The organism is Ruegeria sp. BB6, from assembly GCF_056539385.1.
Window position 1 is genome coordinate 165,551 of sequence record NZ_JBQFUW010000008.1, and the last position, 21,424, is coordinate 186,974.

General features: G+C 57.9%; 19 protein-coding genes. 14 read left to right on the forward strand and 5 right to left on the reverse strand.

Annotation, left to right across the window (positions count from 1 at the left end):
* Positions 1-13: 13 nt before the first annotated feature.
* Positions 14-1,879: a bifunctional 2',3'-cyclic-nucleotide 2'-phosphodiesterase/3'-nucleotidase gene (locus ACR0B7_RS17585; RefSeq protein WP_480682110.1), complete on the reverse strand. Its 1,866-nt coding sequence runs from the start codon at positions 1,877-1,879 to the stop codon at positions 14-16.
* Between the two features lie 178 nt (positions 1,880-2,057).
* Between ACR0B7_RS17585 and nudC the strand changes: the two genes are divergently transcribed.
* Positions 2,058-3,038 (forward strand): NAD(+) diphosphatase, encoded by a 981-nt coding sequence (gene nudC, locus ACR0B7_RS17590; protein ID WP_170485719.1) that lies wholly within the window; start codon positions 2,058-2,060, stop codon positions 3,036-3,038.
* Positions 3,039-3,078: 40 nt separating this feature from the next.
* The gene (locus ACR0B7_RS17595; RefSeq protein ID WP_170485718.1) at positions 3,079-3,546 is read left to right on the forward strand and encodes an SRPBCC family protein; all 468 of its coding nucleotides are present in this window, start codon (positions 3,079-3,081) and stop codon (positions 3,544-3,546) included.
* An 81-nt stretch (positions 3,547-3,627) separates the two neighbouring features.
* On the opposite strand, the gene ACR0B7_RS17600 is transcribed toward ACR0B7_RS17595, so the two are convergent.
* Positions 3,628-4,461 (reverse strand): prephenate dehydratase, encoded by an 834-nt coding sequence (locus ACR0B7_RS17600; protein ID WP_170554114.1) that lies wholly within the window; start codon positions 4,459-4,461, stop codon positions 3,628-3,630.
* Between the two features lie 119 nt (positions 4,462-4,580).
* On the opposite strand from ACR0B7_RS17600, the gene ACR0B7_RS17605 reads away from it, so the two are divergent.
* From ACR0B7_RS17605 to ACR0B7_RS17625, 5 genes are all read left to right on the forward strand, one after another.
* Positions 4,581-5,090: a c-type cytochrome gene (locus tag ACR0B7_RS17605; RefSeq protein ID WP_170386730.1), complete on the forward strand. Its 510-nt coding sequence runs from the start codon at positions 4,581-4,583 to the stop codon at positions 5,088-5,090.
* 174 nt (positions 5,091-5,264) lie between these two features.
* The gene (locus ACR0B7_RS17610; protein WP_170485716.1) at positions 5,265-7,175 is read left to right on the forward strand and encodes an extracellular solute-binding protein; all 1,911 of its coding nucleotides are present in this window, start codon (positions 5,265-5,267) and stop codon (positions 7,173-7,175) included.
* A 1-nt stretch (position 7,176) separates the two neighbouring features.
* Entirely contained in the window at positions 7,177-8,271 is a 1,095-nt protein-coding gene (locus ACR0B7_RS17615) for a microcin C ABC transporter permease YejB (RefSeq protein WP_170386010.1), read from the forward strand.
* Positions 8,272-9,378: an ABC transporter permease gene (locus tag ACR0B7_RS17620; protein WP_170485715.1), complete on the forward strand. Its 1,107-nt coding sequence runs from the start codon at positions 8,272-8,274 to the stop codon at positions 9,376-9,378.
* Positions 9,375-10,952 carry an ABC transporter ATP-binding protein gene (locus ACR0B7_RS17625; RefSeq protein WP_170485714.1) on the forward strand — a complete coding sequence of 526 codons (1,578 nt, stop codon included), beginning with the start codon at positions 9,375-9,377 and terminating at the stop codon, positions 10,950-10,952. Before ACR0B7_RS17620 ends, ACR0B7_RS17625 begins: the two co-directional genes overlap by 4 nt.
* A gap of 19 nt (positions 10,953-10,971) precedes the next feature.
* On the opposite strand, the gene ACR0B7_RS17630 is transcribed toward ACR0B7_RS17625, so the two are convergent.
* Entirely contained in the window at positions 10,972-12,900 is a 1,929-nt protein-coding gene (locus ACR0B7_RS17630; protein WP_170485713.1) for an elongation factor G, read from the reverse strand.
* Between the two features lie 205 nt (positions 12,901-13,105).
* Complete coding sequence (gene hemN / locus ACR0B7_RS17635; RefSeq protein WP_170485712.1) at positions 13,106-14,461, reverse strand: oxygen-independent coproporphyrinogen III oxidase; 1,356 nt, start codon at positions 14,459-14,461, stop codon at positions 13,106-13,108.
* Between the two features lie 61 nt (positions 14,462-14,522).
* On the opposite strand from hemN, the gene fnrL reads away from it, so the two are divergent.
* Together fnrL and ACR0B7_RS17645 are read left to right on the forward strand one after the other, a co-directional pair.
* Positions 14,523-15,266 carry a transcriptional regulator FnrL gene (fnrL, locus tag ACR0B7_RS17640; RefSeq protein ID WP_170385995.1) on the forward strand — a complete coding sequence of 248 codons (744 nt, stop codon included), beginning with the start codon at positions 14,523-14,525 and terminating at the stop codon, positions 15,264-15,266.
* Positions 15,267-15,327: 61 nt separating this feature from the next.
* On the forward strand, positions 15,328-15,582 hold the full coding sequence (locus ACR0B7_RS17645; RefSeq protein WP_170385992.1) for a GlsB/YeaQ/YmgE family stress response membrane protein: 255 nt from the start codon (positions 15,328-15,330) through the stop codon (positions 15,580-15,582).
* Positions 15,583-15,619: 37 nt separating this feature from the next.
* Here ACR0B7_RS17645 and ACR0B7_RS17650 read toward each other — a convergent pair whose 3' ends face one another.
* Positions 15,620-16,459 carry a universal stress protein gene (locus tag ACR0B7_RS17650; protein WP_170485711.1) on the reverse strand — a complete coding sequence of 280 codons (840 nt, stop codon included), beginning with the start codon at positions 16,457-16,459 and terminating at the stop codon, positions 15,620-15,622.
* Between the two features lie 195 nt (positions 16,460-16,654).
* Here ACR0B7_RS17650 and ccoN point away from each other — a divergent pair, with 195 nt between their 5' ends.
* The 5 genes from ccoN to ACR0B7_RS17675 all read left to right on the forward strand — a co-directional run bounded on the left by ccoN (position 16,655) and on the right by ACR0B7_RS17675 (position 21,370).
* Positions 16,655-18,262, forward strand: a complete 1,608-nt coding sequence (gene ccoN, locus ACR0B7_RS17655; protein ID WP_170415607.1) for a cytochrome-c oxidase, cbb3-type subunit I — start codon at positions 16,655-16,657, stop codon at positions 18,260-18,262.
* 14 nt (positions 18,263-18,276) lie between these two features.
* Complete coding sequence (gene ccoO, locus ACR0B7_RS17660) at positions 18,277-19,005, forward strand: cytochrome-c oxidase, cbb3-type subunit II (protein WP_170385983.1); 729 nt, start codon at positions 18,277-18,279, stop codon at positions 19,003-19,005.
* An 11-nt stretch (positions 19,006-19,016) separates the two neighbouring features.
* Entirely contained in the window at positions 19,017-19,253 is a 237-nt protein-coding gene (locus ACR0B7_RS17665) for a cbb3-type cytochrome c oxidase subunit 3 (RefSeq protein ID WP_170485710.1), read from the forward strand.
* Entirely contained in the window at positions 19,250-20,113 is an 864-nt protein-coding gene (ccoP, locus tag ACR0B7_RS17670) for a cytochrome-c oxidase, cbb3-type subunit III (RefSeq protein WP_170385977.1), read from the forward strand. Before ACR0B7_RS17665 ends, ccoP begins: the two co-directional genes overlap by 4 nt.
* A gap of 381 nt (positions 20,114-20,494) precedes the next feature.
* Positions 20,495-21,370: a LysR family transcriptional regulator gene (locus ACR0B7_RS17675; RefSeq protein ID WP_170485709.1), complete on the forward strand. Its 876-nt coding sequence runs from the start codon at positions 20,495-20,497 to the stop codon at positions 21,368-21,370.
* Positions 21,371-21,424 lie beyond the last annotated feature (54 nt).

The window sequence follows — 21,424 nt, forward strand, 5'->3', positions numbered from 1 at the left end:
AAATGACAACCCGTCAGAGTGTCAATCGAATTTGCGTAAACCCACTCTCGTCCTGCCCGATTGCCATTGGGTCGAATTCGTCCAGTTCGGCCAAGTGTTGCAGGGCTTTGGCCCCAGTTCTTAGGATGGCAAAAGCGCCGGGCACTGGCGCAAGCGTGAACGGAGGTTTGGCGTTGTCCAGCGGATCAGGGGCGGTCACGCCAGACAGGTAATCCCGCAGGGCGCGTTGAATTGGCAAGACCGGCAGGGGATTTTGCGGTGCGCTATCAACAAACGGAAAATGCCCGCCGCCATTTGCCCTGTAGTTGTTCAGGGCAACTACGAATGACTGCGACTTGCAAATGGGGTGGCCGTCGAACCGCAGGTCGCGAATCCGGCTGTTCAACGGGTTGGTCATGTCGCCGCCCATATCGAAACGGGCAGGGTGGCTGAGATCGATCTGGTAGGTCAGACCGTGCAGGACATCAAAGTTGTGACCGGCGCGCCCGGGGCTCAATAAGTCTCGCTGGTGGCCCGGCTGCATCTGGTTGAGGACACTGGCCGACATTTCGAGCCATTCCTTCACTTGCTCTGCCGTGACGATGACGGCCATCAATTCGTTCGGAAAAATGCTGAGGTCGTGAACATGGCGCAAGCGGATCTGGCCCGGCGGCACGTCGGTAAAAAAGCGCGGCCCGGCACGGCCCCCGAATTTTGAAGGCGAAACCGCCGATAGGACCGGAAAGCTCTCGAGCGGGGTGCCTTTCAGGTAGGGCCGCAGGGCCGCGGCCTGAGCCGACGCCACTAGCGCAAGCCCACGATCCGCAGCGCAAAAACTGAAGTAGCTGTGCAGATGCCGCCGTGTTTTCCCAACAGGCTGGTCAGATATCTTTCGCGTAGCAGCATGTCCTTCGGCAAACAGGCGTCGCATTTCCGGGTCTTCCACCGGCGGGTTCAAAGATGCGGTGGGTGATATGGGGCGCAGGTCTGCGCGTTGGCTGGTGACCCTCCATTTTCCGTTTTGTTCCGCGCTGAGGTTCAGGTCAATCACCCCCAGATGCGACCCCGCAGCGCCGGGCATCACGACCGGCTTTCCATGAACGAAACCTTTTTGCCAATCGACATGCTCCAATCCGTCATGCGCAGCCCCGGGAAGCGTCAGATGCGAATGTCCGGCGATGATCGCGTCGATGCCATCCACGGTGGCCAAGGGGATAATGGCGTTTTCGATCATGGGTTCCGGCGCCGAGGTACCCAGCCCGGTATGCGCCAGCGCAACTATCAGATCGCATCCGGCAGACTTTAGCTCTTTCGTTTTGGTTCGTGCGCAAGTCACGATGTCGTCTATGTCCACGACACCTTTCAAATGGTTGGCCTCCCACTTGGCCGTTTGCGGAGGCAGGACAGAAAAGACGCCAATTTTCAAAGTGGCTATCTGCCCGTTTGCGCTGATGGAGCGGTCTAGAATCGCGTGGCTTTGCCAGATCGGAGCCGCGTCCTGCCGGGTGGCATTGCTGCAAAGAACCGGGCACGGTGCCTGCCCCATCACTCGATCCAGGACATCCAGTCCGAACCCGAAATCGTGGTTACCCAATCCAATCGCGTCATATCCGAGCATGTCGAACGCCTGCATCAGGATGTGACGTTCATCTGTTTGCCCAACTGCCCACTCTCCGATCGGAGCACCCTGCAGCGCGTCGCCATTGTCGAATAGCAGAACCAGGTCTCCGCGCTCCTCGGCCTGCGCCCGCGCCTGTTTGATCAGGCTTGCGGTGCGTGTCAGGCCGATGGAAGGGTCCGGGCTGTCGCTGTAGTAATCAAACCCGGTCATATTCATATGCAGGTCTGTCGTGGCCAGAATTCGGACCCGCGCTTTCGTCAAAGAGGAAGAAGGTTTCAAAACTCTACTTTTGGCAGTTTTTTATTAATCAATTTCAACAAAAAGAGTATTCAGCGCAAAGATCAAGATGAGCCGCGGGTATTTAACGCCGCGGGTTCTTTTTCCGGTCGGTATGAATTGCCATTGCAACGCCATCGTTGTCATGGCAGCCCTGTGCGGACAACCCAAAGGAACTGCAATGAAAAACGCTGAGCATGTGACATTTGGTGGTTCTGGCCTGGATCGTGCGGCGCATTTTCGTGGAAACGCTGATGAAATCGCGTCGGCCCGGGCGAACCCCGGGGCGCGGTGTCTGTTGCTGTGGCGGGGTAAACTGCTGGCCCAGGGCGAGGCGCTGGATCGGCTGGGCTTTGTTCCGATGACACATGGCTTGGTTGAAAACGGACCGGGTGGCATTACCGAGGAACCGATCTTTCTGGGTATTTCCGACGACTCGCCAGTGTTCGCGGTCGATATTTCAAACTGGGCCGCAGATGATCTGGATTTGTCTCAGGTCGGCGCTTTTGTTGACCGGTCAGAGCAACAGCATCCTGACCTACCCGCAGGGTTTGTGTTTGCTGAACTGCGTCGAATCATGACCCGGTTATCGGCGCGCGACGCTGAATTGGCGGCGTCCGCCAAGGCGGTAATCGGCTGGCACGAGACGCATCGGTTTTGCGCCCGCTGTGGCGCGGCCAGCGAGATGTCTCAGGCGGGATGGCAGCGCAGTTGTCCGTCTTGCGGTGGGCAGCATTTCCCGCGAACGGATCCGGTCGTCATTATGCTGATCACGTATGGCGAATCCGTTTTGATGGGGCGGTCTCCTGGGTGGCCCGAAGGGATGTATTCCCTGCTGGCGGGATTTGTCGAGCCGGGCGAGACGCTGGAAGCCGCCGTCAGGCGCGAGGTAATGGAGGAGGCAGGCGTGCCGGTGGGTCAGGTGACGTATCTGTCCAGCCAGCCCTGGCCGTTTCCAGCATCGTTGATGTTTGGGTGCGCAGGTGAAGCTCTTTCGAGGGACATCAACATTGATCCTGTTGAGATCGAAGATGCGATGTGGGTCAGCAAGTCCGAGATGATGCAGGCGTTCGCAGGTGAGCATCCAAATCTTTTGCCTGCGCGCAAAGGTGCCATCGCGCATTTCCTTTTGCAGAACTGGCTTGCAGACACCTTGGACTGACAAAATACTGGGCTGAAAAGTATTAGAGCCACAAACTGAAATGCAATTCACGGCGCGCGAAGATATCGAAGCCCCGATCAACTCAGTGTTTGAGATGGTAGCTGATTTTGAACGCTTTGAGCGTATGGCCATGCGTCGCGGCATCGAGGTGCGGCGGATGTCGGGGCACATGGGAGTCGTTCCCGGTACTACTTGGGAAACCGAGTTCAGGCTGCGCGGTAAGCCGCGCCACGTCGAAATATTGATGGCCGAGTGTGAACCCCCGTCCCAGATGCGCTTTGAGGCCACCGGCAAAGGGCTGAGCGGCACGACGGTGATAGAATTCCTTGCTCTGTCCCAGCGCAGAACAAGGCTGAAACTGGATATGACCCTGGCAGCCAAATCCCTGCCGGCGCGCCTCTTTCTGCAGTCACTCAGACTGGGGCAGTCTCGGTTCCGGCGGCGCTTTCAGTCGCGGTTGAGTGAGTTTGCCCGAGAAATGGAAGAACGGCACAGGCACGGCCTCTGAAGCGCAGAAAAGCCCGAAACCGCTGGCGGGCAGCCCGCCGCCTATAGGGGATAGGTCAAGCGTTTCACTTCGCGACGCGTCTTATCCGCGCGGTTGGGCGGCTGGATACACGCCCAGAACCTCCACATTTGTGGTGAAATGCTCCAGTTCTTCCATGGCCAGCTTTACGTTTCGGTCGTCTGGGTGGCCTACGATGTCGGCATAGAATTGTGTGGCGGTGAATGACCCATCAACCATGTAGCTTTCTAGCTTGGTCATGTTGATACCGTTCGTGGCAAAGCCGCCCATCGCCTTGTAGAGGGCCGCGGGGATGTTGCGCACCTGAAAGACAAAACTGGTGATCATGCCGTGCTCGCCACGACGGGACATGTCCGCCTGACGGGACATCACAAGAAACCGCGTGGTATTGTTGTCACGGTCTTCGATATGGCGCGCCAGAACTTTCAGGCCGTAAATTTCCCCGGCAAGTTCGCTGGCCAACGCAGCCGAGTGCAGATCACCTTGCTCGGAAACCTCACGCGCGGCGCGGGCGTTGTCGGGGCTGACCCGTCCGCGAATCCCGTGTTCTTTCAGAAACCCCGCACATTGAGGCAGCAATACCAGATGCGAATGGGCTTCGGTTATGTCCGCAAGCGTGGCCCCCGGAACGGCCAGCAAATTGATGTGAACACGCACGAATGCCTCGTCGATGATGTGCAGACCACTGTGGGGAAGCAACCGGTGGATATCGGCGACCCGACCGTAGGTCGTGTTTTCGACGGGCAGCATCGCCAGATCAGCCTCGCCCGAGCGGACCGATTCGATCACATCCTCGAATGTGCGGCAGGGCAGGGCCTCCATGTCGGGGCGGGCATTGCGGCAAGCCTCGTGGCTATAGGCGCCGGGTTCTCCCTGAAATGCGATACGTTTGGTCATTTGGTCGATTCCGTGCAACAAGTTCTCGAATTGGGCGTTTAGTCGCGGTGTCTATACCTTGCCTCTTGTCAGGGGAAGCCTTAGACACCCCGCAGACAGCTGAAATGGACTCGCGATCAATGTTCGACACGATGACAGTTACCAAGGCCGCCGCAGGCCTGTTTGGCACCTTCCTGGTGCTGCTTCTGGCCAAATGGGGCGCCGAAGTTCTTTATCACGCCGATGCGCATGGCGAGACGGCTTCTTATATCATCGAAACCGAAAGCGCGGGCGAAAGCGCTGACGGCGAAGAAGTGGTGTTTGAAGACATGCTGGCCGCCGCTGACGTGGAAAAAGGCGCCAAGGTATTCCGCAAATGCACCGCCTGCCACAAGCTGGAAGATGGCGCGAATGGCACCGGCCCGTACCTGTATGGGGTTGTGGACCGCCCGGTTGCCTCGGCGAATGGGTTTACCGGCTATTCAGCCGCGATGCAGGCGCATGGCGGAAACTGGACGCCGGAAGCTCTGGACGCGTTCCTGGAACGCCCAAGCGCCTATATTTCGGGCACCTCCATGAGCTTTGCTGGTCTGAAAAAGCCGCAGGATCGCGCCGACCTGATTGCTTACCTGCAAACAATCGGCAACTGATCCCATACTCGGTATCGCCAAGATTCAAAGCCGCTGCCCCGCGCAGCGGCTTTATTTTTTGTTTAAGAAGAACTTCACAAAGCGTTCACGCATTCTAAACTTGCATATGACAGTGCTGGTCTTTTAGCTGGCGCTTACAAGGTTAAAGAAGTCAACGATCCAGAGGATGAGCACATGAAACCCCTGTCGCCCGCACCGCGCGTATCGAATGTTCGGCCTTGGGCGGCACTGATGGGGATTACTGCAGCGTTCATTTTGGGCATTGGAAACCAAGCCCATTCTGCCGAGGAAAATGTCACCCGAAGCCACGGCTATTCGTATTTCGGAAATCTCGACTATCCCGCAGACTACCCGCACCTGAATTATGTGAACCCCGAAGCCCCCAAAGGGGGAGAGTTGTCGCTGGCTGGTTCCGGAACGTTTGATTCTCTGAACCCCTATTCGCGCAAAGGTCGGGCCGGGGCGCTTACGACGCTGCAATACGACTCGCTGATCGACAGCACCGCAGACAGTGTCGGGCAGTATTACGGCCTGCTGGCTGAAAGCATGGAATATGATGAAGGCCGCAACTACGTGATCTTTCACATGCGGCCCGAGGCGACGTTTTGGGACGGCACCCCGGTAACGGCTGAGGACGTGGTCTATAGCCATCGCCTGTTTATCGAGCAGGGTCTGCCATCCTACGCGCAAGCTGTTGGTCGGATGGTAACGGGGTCCGAAGCGCTGGATGACCACACCGTCAAGTTTACCTTTAGCCCCGAAGTAACAAGACGTGGGCTGATCGAGACCGTCGGGTCAACGCCTGTATTCTCAAAAGCGTGGTTTGAAGCGGACGAGAGCCGCCGTCTGGATGAACCCCGGCTTGAGGTTGCGGTAGGGTCGGGGCCGTACAAGCTGGACAGTTACGACATCAATCGCCGCATCGTTTACAAGCTCCGTGACGATTATTGGGCGAAAGACCTGCCTATAAATGTGGGGCGCAACAACTACGATACCATTAGGGTTGAGTATTTCGCCGACCAGACCGCTGCTTTTGAAGGGTTCAAGGCGGGCGAGTATACGATGCGTATCGAAAGTGACCCCAAACTCTGGGCCTCCAGCTATGATTTTCCAAAACTGAGCGAAGGTTCAGTCGTGCGAGATGAGATTGTCGATGGCAGCCCTCCGACGCCATCGGGCTTTGTTTTCAACCTGGGCAAGCCGCAATTCGCGGATAAGAACGTGCGCAAAGCCTTGGCGTTGGCGTTTAATTTTGAATGGGCCAATGAATCGCTGATGTTCGGATTGAACTCGCCGCGGAACTCATTTGTTCAGGGAACGCATCTTGAGGCAGCAGGCGTGCCGGAAGGGGCTGAACTGGCGTTTCTGGAGACGCTGGGTGACGTGGTCCCCGCAGATGTTCTGAGCGAACCGGCGCTTTCGACGCATGAATCCAACCCGGCGCGCTTGAACGACCGCCGCAACCTGCGCAAGGCGTCGAAACTGCTGGATGAGGCCGGGTGGCCTGTGGGCGATGGCAATCTGCGCCGTAATGCGGCTGGTGAAACCCTCAAGGTGAACATCCCCTATGCGTCCAGCATTCCAACCTCGACCGCGACGATGATCGAAACTTTCGTGCAGAACTTGCAGTCGATCGGCGTGGACGCCTCGGCGGAAAAGGTGGACCCGTCTCAGTTCACGCTGCGCCGGCGCGAGCGGGACTATGACATGGTTCATTCCACCCGGTATGGGTCATTCCTGTCGACCGGCGGCGGTTTGAGCCAGATGTACGGTTCCGAAGAAGCCGCGTTCAGCTTGTTCAACCCGGCTGGGCTTGCCAGCCCGCTGGTGGATGCCGTGATTGAGGCGTCTTTTGACACAACAAATCAGGCCGAACAGGACGCCGCGCTTATGGCGCTGGATCGCGTGCTGCGGTATGAGTTCTTCATTATTCCCGATGGATACGTGGCGGACTACTGGACGGCCTATTACGACATGTACGAGTACCCCGAAAACCTGCCGCCATTTTCGCTTGGCTACCTTGATCTCTGGTGGGTCAACCCCGAGAAAGAGGCTGCGTTAAAGACGAAGGGCGCGCTGCGGTAACATGGGCGCCTATATACTAAGACGCCTGTTGCTGGTTATTCCCACGCTTCTGGGCATTATGATCGTCAACTTCACGCTGGTTCAGTTTGTACCGGGCGGGCCGATCGAACAGATCATCGCGCAGATCGAAGGGCAGGGTGACGTTTTCGCAGGTTTCGCGGGTGCCGGAGATGCCGGTGCTGCCGCCGAACCCGCCGGAGGCTCGTTCGACGACAAATACGTTGGTGCCCGTGGCTTGCCGCCGGAATTCATTGCAGAACTGGAAAAAGAGTTCGGGTTCGATAAACCACCGCTGGAGCGTTTCCTGTCCATGATGGGCAACTACCTGACACTGGATTTCGGCGAGAGTTATTTCCGGTCGATCAGCGTTATTGATCTGGTCCTCGAAAAAATGCCTGTCTCGATCTCGCTGGGTCTGTGGTCCACGCTGATTGCCTATCTGGTGTCGATCCCGCTGGGTATTCGCAAGGCGATCAAGGACGGCTCGACCTTTGATACCTGGACAAGCGGAACGATCATCGTGGCCTATGCTATTCCCGGTTTCCTGTTCGCAATCCTGTTGCTCGTGCTGTTTGCCGGTGGGTCATACTGGCAGATTTTCCCGCTGCGGGGGCTGACATCGGACAATTGGGACAGTCTAAGCCTGATGGGAAAAATCGCCGACTATTTCTGGCACATCACGTTGCCGATTATCGCCCTGACCATTTCGGCCTTTGCAACCCTGACGCTGCTGACCAAGAACTCGTTCCTCGACGAGATCAAGAAACAGTACGTGATGACAGCCCGCGCCAAGGGCTTGAGCGAGGGCAAGGTGTTGTACGGTCACGTGTTCCGCAACGCCATGCTGATCGTGATTGCGGGGTTCCCTGCGGTGTTTATCGGCGTGTTTTTTGGCGGGTCGATCATTATTGAAACGATCTTCTCGCTGGATGGGTTGGGCCGATTGGGGTTCGAGGCGGCCGTTGCGCGCGATTACCCGGTGATCTTCGGCACGCTGTTCATCTTTGGCTTGATGGGGCTGGTGGTCGGCATCATCAGTGATCTGATGTACGTGCTGGTCGACCCGCGCATCGACTTTGAAAAGCGGGAGGGGTAGATGGCGCTTTCTCCGCTTAATCAACGTCGTTGGCGCAATTTCCGGCGCAATGGCCGGGCCTTCTGGTCGCTGATCATATTCTCGATCCTGTTCGGTCTGTCGCTGTTTGCCGAATTCATCGCCAATGACAAACCGATCCTCGTGAAATACCGGGGCGAGTTTTACACGCCCGTCTTCAACTTCTACGCCGAAACCGAGTTTGGGGGCGACTTCCAGACCGAGGCGATCTATCGCGATCCCGAAGTGCGCTGCCTGATCGACAGCGGCGGGTTGGAGCAGTGTTTCGACGACCCCGAGGGCACTATCGAGCAGATCGATGCCGGTACGTTCCAAGCCGAAGGGTTCGAGCGCGGCTGGGCCATCTGGCCGTTGATCCCCTATTCCTTCAACACCAGCGTTGACCGGCCGGGTGCCGCGCCGCTGCCTCCAAATGGCCAGAACCTGCTGGGTACGGACGACACCAAGCGCGATGTGCTGGCGCGGGTGATTTATGGGTTCCGGCTGTCGATCCTGTTCACCCTGATGGTGACCGGCGTTGCCAGCCTGATCGGGATTTTCGCCGGTGCTATTCAGGGGTTCTTCGGCGGTTGGCTGGACCTGATTTTCCAGCGGATCATCGAAATATGGTCCGCGACCCCCTCGCTTTATGTGATCATCATCATGTTTGCCATACTGGGCCGAAGTTTCTGGTTGCTGGTGGCGTTGATGATCCTGTTCAGTTGGACAGGGCTGGTCGGGGTTGTCCGGGCCGAATTCCTGCGGGCGCGGAACCTTGAATATGTGCGCGCGGCGCGTGCGCTGGGTGTGGGCAACATGACCATCATGTTCCGTCACATGCTGCCGAATGCGATGGTCGCCACGCTGACCTTCATGCCGTTTATCGTCACGGGCACCATTGGTGGGTTGGCTTCGCTGGACTTCCTTGGCTTTGGCCTTCCGTCCTCGGCCCCGTCTCTGGGTGAGCTGACCTTGCAGGCGAAACAGAACCTGCAAGCCCCGTGGCTGGCGTTCACGGCGTTCTTTACCTTTGCCATCATGCTGTCGCTGCTGGTCTTCATCTTTGAAGGCGTGCGCGATGCGTTTGATCCCAGAAAGACCTTCTCATGAGCCTTTTGGATGTGAACAACCTCAAGGTCTCGTTCAAACAGGACGGGCAGGTCAGCGCGGCGGTGAAGGGGGTGTCATTCACCGTCGACCGTGGTGAAACAGTGGCTTTGGTGGGGGAGTCCGGATCGGGTAAATCCGTTACAGCCTTGTCGACAGTGTCGCTGCTGGGCGATAGCGCGATCGTCGAAGGTTCCGTCCGGTATGACGGGAATGAGATGATCGGCGCGTCCGAGGACAGGTTGATGGATGTGCGCGGCAACGACATCAGCTTTATCTTTCAAGAGCCGATGACCTCGCTCAACCCGCTGCATACGATCCAGAAACAGATGGCGGAATCCCTGGCCTTGCATCAGGGTCTGACCGGCGATGCAGCGCGTGACCGAATTGTCGAGCTGCTGACAAAGGTTGGTATTCGCGACCCGCAGGATCGTCTGGACAGCTATCCGCACCAGCTTTCGGGCGGACAGCGGCAGCGCGTGATGATCGCGATGGCGCTGGCCAACAAGCCCGACATCCTGATCGCGGATGAACCGACAACGGCGCTGGACGTGACCATTCAGGCGCAGATCCTCGAACTGCTGGCCGAGTTGCAGAAATCCGAAAACATGGGAATGTTGTTCATCACTCATGACCTTGGCATCGTGCGCCGGATCGCGGACCGTGTGTGCGTGATGAAGGATGGTGAGATCGTCGAAACCGGCCCCACGGCCGAGATTTTCGACGACCCGCAACACCCCTATACCCGCAAGCTGCTGGCGGCCGAGCCGTCCGGTCACCCACAGGCGGTGGCCTCGGATGCAGAAGAGGTCGCGCGGACTGATCACCTCAAGGTCTGGTTCCCGATCCAGCGCGGGTTCCTGAAGCGGACCGTGGGACACGTCAAGGCGGTCAACGACGCCACGCTCAGCGTGCGCGCGGGTGAGACGCTGGGGATCGTGGGCGAAAGCGGGTCGGGCAAGACAACGCTGGCTTTGGCGATCATGCGCCTGATCGCCTCCGAAGGTGGCATCACCTTCCGCGATCAGGATGTCCGACGTTGGTCCACGCGACAGCTGCGCCGGTTGCGCAAGGATATGCAGATCGTGTTTCAGGACCCGTTCGGCAGCCTTAGCCCACGCATGACGTGCCAGCAGATCATTGCCGAAGGTCTGGCGATTCACAAAGTTGACCCGCACCGCGCCCCGCGTGAACTGGTGGCTGAGGTGATGACCGAAGTGGGGCTGGATCCGGCTGCAATGGACCGGTACCCGCATGAGTTCTCAGGCGGCCAACGTCAGCGGATCGCCATCGCGCGAGCAATGGTGTTGCGGCCCAAGCTACTGGTTCTGGATGAACCCACCAGCGCGCTGGACATGACGGTGCAGGTTCAAATCGTCGATCTGCTGCGTGACCTCCAACGCAAATACGGGCTGGCCTATCTGTTCATCAGCCACGATCTGAAAGTCGTGCGCGCCATGTCCCATAACGTCATCGTCATGCGAAATGGCGACGTGGTTGAAATGGGCGCGGCCGAGGATTTGTTTGAAAACGCTCAGACGGATTACACCCGGGAATTGATCGCAGCGGCGGGCTGAAGCCCGCCCTGCGGTTTGCTCAGGCGCTGGCTTTTTCCTTTGCCGCCTGTTTTGGCACCGGGCCACGCAGTTCCTCATAGTGATCAAAGCTCAGTTTGACCCAACCGGTGCCGCGTGTGGCGCTGGCCAGACTGCGGTGCAGTTCATCCTCGGCCACCGCAGGAAGCTGCGCGTTGAAAATCTCCCACCCTGATGCGTTGGGATTGCCCTCAAAGCCCAGAACCTGACCTTGAAGCGAACTGATCGTGGGAACAAGATCGCCCACGAAATCCGATGGCAGGTGAATCTCGGCGTTCAGGATCGGTTGCAACACCACGGGTTTGGCCTGTGGCAGCGCCTCACGCACAGCGTTTTTTCCGGCCGTGCGGAAGGCATAGTCCGAGCTGTCCACGTTGTGGTGTTTGCCGTCGCTCAGCGTGATTTTCACATCTACAACCGGGAACCCCTCGGGGCCCTGTTCAAGCGCGTCCTTGGCCCCGTGTTCGACCGAGGGGATATAGTTGCGCGGCACGGCGCCGCCTTTGACCACCTCCTCAAACTGGAATCCTGACCCGCGCGGCATAGGCGCGACCGAGATGACGACATCGGCGAATTGCCCGGCCCCGCCGGACTGTTTGCGATGGCGGTGCCGATGTTCAATCGGCGTACGTATGGTTTCCCGATAGGCGGTTTCAACCGGGTCGGTTTCGATCTCGATCCCGAAATCCTCAGCCAGTTTCGCGCTGACACGGCGCATATGCTGCGGTCCCTGAGACCCCAGAACTGAGTGTCCGCTCAGCTCGTCCTGCTGGATGTGCAGTCCGGGGTCAATCTCGACCAACCGGGTCAGGGCATTGGACAAACGTACATCGTCGCGTTCGTGCGCGGGTGAGACCACTTGACGGTGGGCCGCTGGATGGGACGAGGCCCACTCGGGCAGCGGCGTGGCCTCTTTGCTGTCATAGAGATTGCCGGGGTTCAGGTGATCAGACTTGACCGCCAGCCCGATTTGTCCCGCGTCCAGCTTGTCGATCTGGGTTTTTGCATCTAAACCCGTCAGATTACCAACGGTCTCTCCGCCCAATGGCTCATGGGCTTTTACGCCGTCTCCCAGTCCGCGCAGGACGATGATCTTGCCGATATGCTTTTTCACATCGGCAAATCCTGCGATCGCACGGGCGTTTTCGGCGGCCTCATCGCGACCGGCTGCGATGTCAAACTCGGGCGCTTCGTGCCGCAAGGCTTTCATCAGGCGCGTCAGGCCGTTGCCATGGCTGGCGGATCCCAGACAGGCGGGGATAAGCTGATGGTTCTGCAATACCTGCGCGGCAAGGTCATAAATCTCGGCGCTGGGGGGCTGTTTGTCTTCGATCAGTTGTTCGAGCAGGTTGTCGTCAAAATCGGACAGAGTTTCCAAAAGCTCGGTTCGGGCTTCTTGTTCACGGTCTTCCACAGATTGGGGCAACTCGATCAGATTCGAGGGCTTCCCCTCTTGGTATTTCCAGGCCCGTTCCGAAATCAGATCGACCGCGCCAACGATGGATTCTCCGTCACGGATGGGGACTTGCCGCAACGCGATGTGATGAACGCAATAGGTCTGTAGTGCCGCAATGATGTCCCGAATGCGCCCGTTTGGGCTGTCCATACGGTTGATGAACAAAAAGCAGGGAATCCCGGCCTCCGCCACCAACCTCAGATAAGGAGCGCAGAGAACGGCCGCGTCCGGGTCCGGGGGTACAACCACAACAGCGGCGTCGGAAATGGCCATGGCCGGGCCGACATAGCCCAGATTATCCCCGCCGCCATCGACGTCGACGGCGCACCATTGTTCGTCCAAATAAGAAAAACCGTGCATATGCACGGTTCCGGATACGTCGAATGTGGTGGGTCGACCGTCGAGGCGGCTAATGGCCTCGACCAGGGTTGTCTTGCCCGACTGACTGGGGCCGAGGACGGTGAAAACGCGCATGAGTGCTGTCCCTCTTTCAGGTTGCAGTAATACCTGCACGAAAAGGACCGTCCCACGCGGATGCGTCGGCAAGAACTGTCTGCGAATTCACCTGCCTCAGGGTGCGGATCGCACAGCCCAAGTGTGGAGAAAATCGGATACCTGCGTCAAGCCCCTGCACGTATTTCAGGGCGACGGACCGCAGAGCCGGGCAATCTGCAAGACGTCAGATCGCCGAACTGTGCCCTGCTTTGCTGAGGTCATAGGCGTCGAAACTACGGGCAATTATCCGGGTCAAAGCCCGCGCTTCCGTAGGGATGAACAGGCCGTCCTCGGTAACGCTAAGCAGATTATCAAACGATGTGTTGGCGGTCTGATACATCTGGTTCAACTCGGCGGCAGAAATATCGTGGTCGCGCAGGATTTCGGCTGAGTTGATCTGAAAGTCGCACATCAGTGCCTCGATCAATCGGGCACGCAGCACGTCCTGCCCCTTGAACACATGTCCACGAGACGTCGAGAAGCGCCCCTCGCGGATCGCTTTCGTATGGGCCGACGTTGCGGGCGCATTCTGGGCGTAGCCCTGCGGAAAGCGCGAGATCGAGCTTGCGCCGACTCCGATCAAAACTTCGGCCTGATCGTCGGTATAGCCCTGAAAATTCCGCTTGAGCCGCCCAGTTTTCAGAGCTTGGGTCAGGCCGTCATCCTGCGTCGCAAAGTGGTCGATGCCGATTTCGGCGTAGTTGTCCCACATGAACAGGCGGCGTGCCGTGTCGAAAAGATCAAGACGCTGTTCCGGGGTGGGCAGCGCGTCGGACGGAATCAATTGCTGCCGTTTGGCCATCCATGGAACATGGGCATACCCGTATAGCGCCACGCGATCCGGGCTGAGCGACAGTAGCTTTTGCACGCTTTCGGTCATCCGCGACTTGGTCTGATGCGGTAGGCCGAACAGGATGTCTGCATTCAGGCTGGAAATGCCGCGTGCGCGGATCATCTCTGCTGCTTTGCGGGTGGTGTCGTAGCTTTGAATGCGGCCAATAGTTTTCTGAATTTCGTCGTCGAAATCCTGAACCCCGATCGAGGCCCGGTTCATTCCGGCCTCTGCCAGTGCGTCCAGACGCGCTTCGTCAATCTCGTTCGGGTCGATCTCGACCGAGAACTCGGCGTTCGGGCCAAGGGGAACAATCTCCAGAATACGCTTTGCCAGATCACGCATCAGATCCGGGCTCAGTAAGGTGGGTGTACCGCCGCCCCAATGCAAGCGCGACAGGGTCACCCCTTGTGGAAGACGTTCAGCCAGCAGATCCAGTTCGGCTTTCAGCACATCCACATAGGCGATGACTGGGTTGTCGGTCTGGGTGCCTTGCGTCCGGCATGCGCAGAACCAGCAGAGCCTGCGGCAGAATGGGACGTGGACGTACAAAGAGATGGCAGAGCCGGGCTTGATCCGGGAAATCCAGTCCCCATAAAGACTTGCCCCCACGTCATTGCTGAAGTGAGGGGCGGTAGGATAGCTTGTGTAACGCGGTACTTTCGCGTCAAATAGTCCAAGCCGTGCCAGTTGTGGTTTAACTATCATGGCGATACCGTTAAAGGACGGCCCGCAAAGATACCTTGATAGAGATCAAGTGGAAACGTGTATGACACCCACATTCAAGATCGACCATGCGAACTGTGCTGACTGCCCGATCCGCCATCGGGCCGTGTGCGCGCATTGCGATGCCGATGAGCTGGAAGAGCTGGAAACGATTAAGTATTACCGCAGTTTTGAGGCCGGTCAGACGATTATCTGGTCCGGTGATCAGATGAATTTTGTGGGATCGGTCGTGTCTGGCATCGCGTCGTTGACCCAGACTATGGAAGACGGCCGCACACAGATGGTTGGGCTTTTGCTTCCCAGCGATTTTGTCGGACGGCCCGGTCGCGAATCGGCGCCTTACGATGTGCAGGCTACGACCGATCTGGTGATGTGCTGCTTTCGCAAGAAGCCTTTTGAAGAACTGATGAACGAGACCCCGCATATCGCCCACCGCCTGCTGCAGATGACGCTGGATGAGCTGGACGCAGCGCGCGAATGGATGCTGGTTCTTGGGCGCAAAACCGCGCGCGAAAAGATCGCCAGCCTGTTGTCTATCATCGCCCGCCGGGATGCCTCGATCAGTCCAAAGGGGAATGCCGGGCCGATTGTCTTTGACCTGCCGCTGACGCGTGAGGCTATGGCGGATTACCTTGGTTTGACCCTGGAAACGGTCAGCCGCCAGATTTCAGCGCTGAAACGGGACGGCGTCATTAGCCTTGAAGGCAAACGCCACGTGACCATCCCGGACATGGGCCGTCTGATGGAAGAAGCAGGCGACGACTCAGACGGTGGTTTTCTGGTCTGACGTGACCTGACGCATCAGTCATGGTTTAGTGGGCTGAGTGCAGTCAGTTCAGGAGCAAACCATGGAATTCAGCAGCCTACTGGCCATGATCTTCATTGGTGCCGTAGCCGGTTGGCTTTCCGGCAAGATCATGGAAGGCCGGGGCTTCGGCCTGTTTGGAAACATCATCGTCGGGGTTGTCGGCGCGTTTCTGGCAGGAACGATCTTTCCGGCGCTTGGTTTTTCGGTTGGGGGCGGCGTGTTCTCGTCGATTTTGTTTGCCACGATTGGAGCAGTCATTTTGCTGTTCCTGATCGGTCTCGTACGGCGAGGATAAAAAAACCGCCCCTTGGGGCGGTTTTCTTTTGCTGGCCTCAATGCGCCAGAAATACAGGAACAGGCGATTGTTCCAGCATGTTTCGCGTTGCGCCGCCCAGAATGGCCTCTCGGAATCTCGAATGCCCGTAGGCACCCATGACGATCATGTCGGCTTCGGTGTCCGAGGCGTGACGATTCAGGATGTCTGATACACGGGTCATCGTCTTGCTGAGAACGTCGATTTCACATTTCACGCCGTGCCGTGCCAGCATTTGCGACAGCATCCCACCCGGATCGGACCGGTCCGGGCCGTGGCGAGGCGGGTCGATCACGACGATCCGTACAAGCTCGGCCTGTTTCAGGAAGGGCAGGGCGCGACGAATGGCGCGCATGGCCTCGACGCTTTCGTTCCAGCCGATCAGTATGGTGCCCGGCCGGTCGAACGGTTGCGCGTTTGCCGGAGTGATGAGAACGGGGGCGTGACCCTCGAACATGGCCGCTTCTACTATGGGTTCACACTCTGCGCCACGATCTTCGCCATATGGCTGAGGCAGAACCACCAGATCAGAGAATCGTGCACGGTGGGCAACATGACGTCCGATGTCCGCGATCTGCGCCACTCCGTTTTCGGCCGACCACCGGATGCCGGATTTACCCAGAAACTCTTTTGCGTGGGCCAGAATCTCCTCGGCTTCTGCATTCGCGCGGCTCAGCGTCTCTTGCAGGATCAGGGCGTTTGCGCCCGCATAGTAATACCCTGTCTGACTGCGATCGACCCCCAGACACAGGGCTTCGGCGTGGGCATCCTGAGCCGAGGCAAGCGCCGCCAACTGCGTGAGCGCTGCGTTCGATTGTTCGGTATTTGTCATGACAGTAAGAAGAGATTTGTAAGCCATTTTGACCTCTTGCCTTCGGACCACTGCAAAATGCGACTTTCTGGCCCAGTCGTTTCTATAGCATTGTCATAGTATTCGGCGGCTTGTCTTGACACAGATCAAGGCAGTTGAGGCGGCTGTCCGACAAAAGAGCAGCCAGTCAATAAGGTTCTGCGATATAAGAGAATCGCGCAGAGCATGGCAAAGGGACGCAATATGTCAAATTACATCAAGCTGATCGTGCTTGGTCTTATCGTGGTTTTTGCCGCGATCGGGACCAATTATGCACGCGATTTGGCGTATCAGGTGCATGCAATTCTGGTGATGCTGATCGCCGGCGGATTGTTCATCTGGACGCTTAGAAACACCGACGAGCCAGATATTCTTGTGGATCATTCGGCCGAATATATGGACGGCGTGATCCGCTATGGCGTTATCGCCACCGCCTTCTGGGGCGTGATCGGGTTCATCGCCGGAACATTTATCGCCTTTCAACTGGCCTTTCCCGTTTTGAATTTTGAATGGGCGCAGGGCTATCTGAATTTTGGCCGTTTGCGTCCGCTGCACACATCTGCAGTGATTTTTGCCTTTGGCGGCAACGCCTTGATCGCAACCTCGTTCTACGTGGTACAGCGCACCAGTGCCGCGCGTCTTTGGGGCGGCAACCTGGCGTGGTTCGTGTTCTGGGGGTATCAGCTGTTCATCGTACTGGCCGCGACCGGTTATGTTCTGGGTGGAACACAATCCAAGGAATACGCTGAGCCCGAATGGTACGTCGATCTGTGGCTGACCATCGTCTGGGTTGCGTATCTGGCCGTTTTCCTGGGCACTGTCGTCAAGCGGAAAGAGCCGCATATCTACGTGGCCAACTGGTTCTACCTGGCCTTTATCGTCACCGTCGCGATGCTGCACGTTGTCAACAACCTGACCATCCCGGTCAGCATCTGGGGGTCGAAATCGGTCATCGTCTGGTCGGGTGTACAGGACGCCATGATCCAGTGGTGGTACGGCCACAACGCCGTGGGCTTCTTCCTGACCGCCGGCTTCCTGGGCATGATGTACTATTTCATCCCGAAACAGGCCGAGCGTCCGGTGTTCTCGTACAAGCTGTCGATCATCCACTTTTGGGCACTGATCTTCCTGTACATCTGGGCCGGTCCGCACCACCTGCACTATACCGCGCTGCCTGACTGGGCTTCTACGCTGGGCATGGTGTTCTCGATTGTGCTGTGGATGCCTTCTTGGGGTGGTATGATCAACGGTCTGATGACCCTGTCGGGTGCTTGGGACAAGCTGCGCACCGACCCGATCATCCGTATGATGGTCATCTCGGTCGGCTTCTACGGCATGTCCACCTTTGAAGGCCCGATGATGTCGATCCGTGCTGTGAACAGCCTCAGCCACTACACCGACTGGACCATTGGTCACGTGCATTCTGGCGCTCTGGGCTGGAACGGTATGATCACCTTTGGTGCGCTGTACTTCCTGGTGCCTGTCCTGTGGAAGCGTGAGCGTCTGTATTCGCTGCAGATGGTCAGCTGGCACTTCTGGCTCGCCACGATTGGTATCGTTCTTTATGCCGCGTCGATGTGGGTCACCGGTATCATGGAAGGTCTGATGTGGCGTGAAGTTGATGCCAACGGCTTCCTGGTGAACTCGTTCGCTGACACCGTGGCCGCCAAGTTCCCGATGTATGTGGTGCGTGCGCTGGGCGGTGTGCTCTACGTCGCGGGCGGTGTGATCATGTGCTACAACCTGTGGATGACTGTGCGGAAGGCACCGGCTAAAGAAGCCAGCCTGTCCGTCGCGGTCCCGGCTGAATAAGGAGGGCCGGAGCAATGGCAATTCTCGACAAACATAAGATCCTCGAGACCAACGCGACCCTCCTGCTGGTATTCAGCTTTCTGGTCGTGACCATCGGTGGCATCGTTCAGATCACCCCGCTGTTCTATCTTGAGAACACAATCGAGAAGGTGGAGGGCATGCGTCCCTACACCCCTCTCGAAATGGCGGGTCGTGAAGTCTATCTGCGCGAAGGCTGCTATGTCTGCCACAGCCAGATGATCCGTCCGATGCGGGACGAGGTTGAACGGTACGGCCACTACTCGCTGGCGGCTGAGTCGATGTATGATCACCCGTTCCAGTGGGGATCGAAACGCACCGGGCCTGATCTGGCCCGTGTGGGTGGCCGTTACTCGGACCAGTGGCACGTGGACCATCTGCGCGATGCACAGTCGGTGGTGCCGGAATCGGTGATGCCCAAATATGGCTTCCTCGAGCACCGAAAGTTGGACGGCAAGTATATCGGCGACATCATGGCTGCTAACGCGGTCGTGGGCACGCCCTATACAGAAGAAATGCTGGCCAACGCCCAGGCGGACTTCCGTGCGCAAGCCGATCCGGACAGCGACTATGACGGACTGCTGGAACGTTATGGAGACAAGGTCAACGTGCGTAACTTTGATGGTCAGCCTGAACTGACCGAAGCCGACGCGCTGATCGCTTACCTGCAGATGCTGGGAACGCTGGTCGATTTCTCGACCTTCACCCCGGATCCGAACCGCTAAAGGAGGGTGTGATGGAAGAATACACAATCCTCAGGCAGTTCGCGGATAGCTGGATGTTGCTACTGTTGTTTGCCTTCTTTGTTGGCATCGTGATCTGGGTATTCCGCCCGGGTGCCAGCAAGGAATACAAAGACACTGCCAACATCCCCTTCCGGCACGCTGACGCACCAGCGCCCCTCCGGGGCGAAGACAAAGCTGCGCCCCTAGGGGGCGACAATCCCGCCACACCCAAGGAGGCGCGGCCATGAGCAAGACACCTGAAAAACTGCCGGGTGATCCGAAGACAACCGGACACAGCTGGGACGGTCTCGAAGAGTTTGACAACCCGATGCCCCGCTGGTGGCTGTGGACTTTCTACGTCACAATTATCTGGGGCGTGATCTATACGATCATGTATCCGGCGTGGCCGTTGGTTCAATCCGCGACCGCTGGCGTTCTAGGCTGGTCCTCTCGTGGGATGGTTCAGGAAGAAATGGTTGCCTTCCAGGAGGCCAACGCGCCTTGGAATGCCAAGCTGGTGGAAACACCGCTTGAGGACATCTCGAAGGATCCTGAATTGCAGCAATTCGCGGTAAACTCGGGTGGCGCGGTGTTCCGCACCTGGTGCGCACAGTGCCATGGTTCCGGTGCACAGGGCGCGCCCGGCTTCCCGAACCTGCTGGATGATGCGTGGCTGTGGGGCGGAACGCTCGAAGATATCGAGTTCACCATTGCCCACGGTATTCGGAACGAAGAAAGCGACGACGCGCGCTATTCCGAAATGCCGGCCTTTGGCGAGATTCTCGAGAAAGAAGAGATCACGCAGGTGGTTCAGTACGTCATGTCTCTGAGCAACGCTCAGACGGATGACGCCGCGGCGCAAGCGGGCAAGGTTGTCTTTGAGGACAACTGCGCTGCGTGTCACGGCGAAGACGGCACGGGTGACGTGTTCCAGGGTGCGCCGAACCTGACCGACGCGATCTGGCTCTATGGTGGCAGCGAAGAAGCTCTGACCGAGACGGTCACTTACAGCCGCTTCGGTGTGATGCCCGCCTGGGAAAACCGTCTGACCGATGCGCAGATCCGCGCTGTGACTGCCTATGTCCACCAGTTGGGTGGTGGTCAATAAGGTTTGAAGAATACCTTCGGACGGTTCGCCGCCCGAAGGTTGAGGCACCGGCTGTTCCATCTGTTCGCGCGTTTCCTGAACAGCCGGTGCTAATTTCCCAGACTACTAATCGCGAATGATGCAGTCCAGATGCACCTTTTCGTGCGCTGGGCTTTTTCTTTTCCAATGATCATGTGCCGACGAGTGCTTTGACCGCGACCCAACGCGGGGTTTGTCGATACTTTCATCGCGATCTCTGGTTTGAGTCGCGACCATGAAGGTTCTTGCAAGGATTGAGAGCATTTTGCCTCTCCTTTCCGGTTTGTGCATGCAGAAAAGATTGAACTTCTGGCGGAAAAATGCGACTCAATTACAATTCTATTATGTAAGCAGGGCTTACAGATGAACTGGATGAAAATGCCACCTCTGGCCTCGCTCCGGGCATTTTCGGCCTTTGCCGAGGCTGAGAATATTGTCCAGGCTGGTGCGGCGTTGAATGTCAGCCACGCTGCCATCAGTCAGCAGTTGCGGACGCTGGAAAAGTACTTGGGCGTTTCGTTGCTGGATCGGTCAGGGAAATCCATGACCCTGACCCCCGAGGGTGAAAAGCTGGCGCGTGCAGTCCGACTGGGGTTTGGCGCAATCGGAGCAGCCGTTGCGGACCTGACGCAAACAGATCAGGATCGTCCTGTCCACGTTTCGCTGACGCCCTCATTCGCTGCGTCCTGGCTGATGCCACGCCTGCCTGCCTTTCAAGCAGAATTTCCGAACATTCCTCTGGCTTTGGACCCGACGCCGAAATTGGTCAACCCAAGCCCCGGCGGTGTGGACGTGGCAATCCGGTACGGCAGCGGAGATTGGTCCGGCATTGACTCGGACCTGTTGCTGAGCAGCCCCATTGTGATCGTCGCTGCGCGGAATTTGCTTGGGAACCGGGTTGAGTGGACGCCACAAGAGCTAAGCCAGCTCCCTTGGCTGGAAGAACTGGGCACTACCGAGGCAACAACCTGGCTGGCGCGACATGGCGTCGAACACGGCCCGGGTGCCGGGCGGATTGCCTTGCCGGGGAACCTTTTGCTGGACGCATTGCGCGCCGGTCAGGGCGTAACAGTCACGGCGCGGCATTTTGTCGAGAGTGACATCGCCTCTGGGCAGCTTGTGGAACTGTTTTGCGAGCCTGAAAATAGCGGCTATTATATCGTAACGGGCGAAATACCGCTTCGTCCTGCCGCCAAAATCTTTGTCAGTTGGCTTAGGAGGCAAGTCGTCAGACTGTGACAAAAGGTGTCTGTACGATGCGCTTTTGACCCATGTCAAAGAGCCTACCTTTGT

Excerpts from the sequence above, each read along its gene's own strand:
- fnrL (WP_170385995.1), top strand. The coding sequence starts at position 14,523 with ATGACACCCACATTCAAGATCGACCATGCGAACTGTGCTGACTGCCCG.
- ACR0B7_RS17650 (WP_170485711.1), bottom strand. The coding sequence starts at position 16,459 with ATGGCTTACAAATCTCTTCTTACTGTCATGACAAATACCGAACAATCG.
- ACR0B7_RS17645 (WP_170385992.1), top strand. The coding sequence starts at position 15,328 with ATGGAATTCAGCAGCCTACTGGCCATGATCTTCATTGGTGCCGTAGCC.
- ACR0B7_RS17630 (WP_170485713.1), bottom strand. The coding sequence starts at position 12,900 with ATGCGCGTTTTCACCGTCCTCGGCCCCAGTCAGTCGGGCAAGACAACC.
- hemN (WP_170485712.1), bottom strand. The coding sequence starts at position 14,461 with ATGATAGTTAAACCACAACTGGCACGGCTTGGACTATTTGACGCGAAA.
- ccoP (WP_170385977.1), top strand. The coding sequence starts at position 19,250 with ATGAGCAAGACACCTGAAAAACTGCCGGGTGATCCGAAGACAACCGGA.
- ACR0B7_RS17600 (WP_170554114.1), bottom strand. The coding sequence starts at position 4,461 with ATGACCAAACGTATCGCATTTCAGGGAGAACCCGGCGCCTATAGCCAC.
- nudC (WP_170485719.1), top strand. The coding sequence starts at position 2,058 with ATGAAAAACGCTGAGCATGTGACATTTGGTGGTTCTGGCCTGGATCGT.
- ACR0B7_RS17625 (WP_170485714.1), top strand. The coding sequence starts at position 9,375 with ATGAGCCTTTTGGATGTGAACAACCTCAAGGTCTCGTTCAAACAGGAC.
- ACR0B7_RS17610 (WP_170485716.1), top strand. The coding sequence starts at position 5,265 with ATGAAACCCCTGTCGCCCGCACCGCGCGTATCGAATGTTCGGCCTTGG.
- ccoN (WP_170415607.1), top strand. The coding sequence starts at position 16,655 with ATGTCAAATTACATCAAGCTGATCGTGCTTGGTCTTATCGTGGTTTTT.
- ACR0B7_RS17615 (WP_170386010.1), top strand. The coding sequence starts at position 7,177 with ATGGGCGCCTATATACTAAGACGCCTGTTGCTGGTTATTCCCACGCTT.
- ACR0B7_RS17595 (WP_170485718.1), top strand. The coding sequence starts at position 3,079 with ATGCAATTCACGGCGCGCGAAGATATCGAAGCCCCGATCAACTCAGTG.
- ACR0B7_RS17665 (WP_170485710.1), top strand. The coding sequence starts at position 19,017 with ATGGAAGAATACACAATCCTCAGGCAGTTCGCGGATAGCTGGATGTTG.
- ACR0B7_RS17620 (WP_170485715.1), top strand. The coding sequence starts at position 8,272 with ATGGCGCTTTCTCCGCTTAATCAACGTCGTTGGCGCAATTTCCGGCGC.
- ACR0B7_RS17675 (WP_170485709.1), top strand. The coding sequence starts at position 20,495 with ATGAACTGGATGAAAATGCCACCTCTGGCCTCGCTCCGGGCATTTTCG.
- ccoO (WP_170385983.1), top strand. The coding sequence starts at position 18,277 with ATGGCAATTCTCGACAAACATAAGATCCTCGAGACCAACGCGACCCTC.
- ACR0B7_RS17605 (WP_170386730.1), top strand. The coding sequence starts at position 4,581 with ATGTTCGACACGATGACAGTTACCAAGGCCGCCGCAGGCCTGTTTGGC.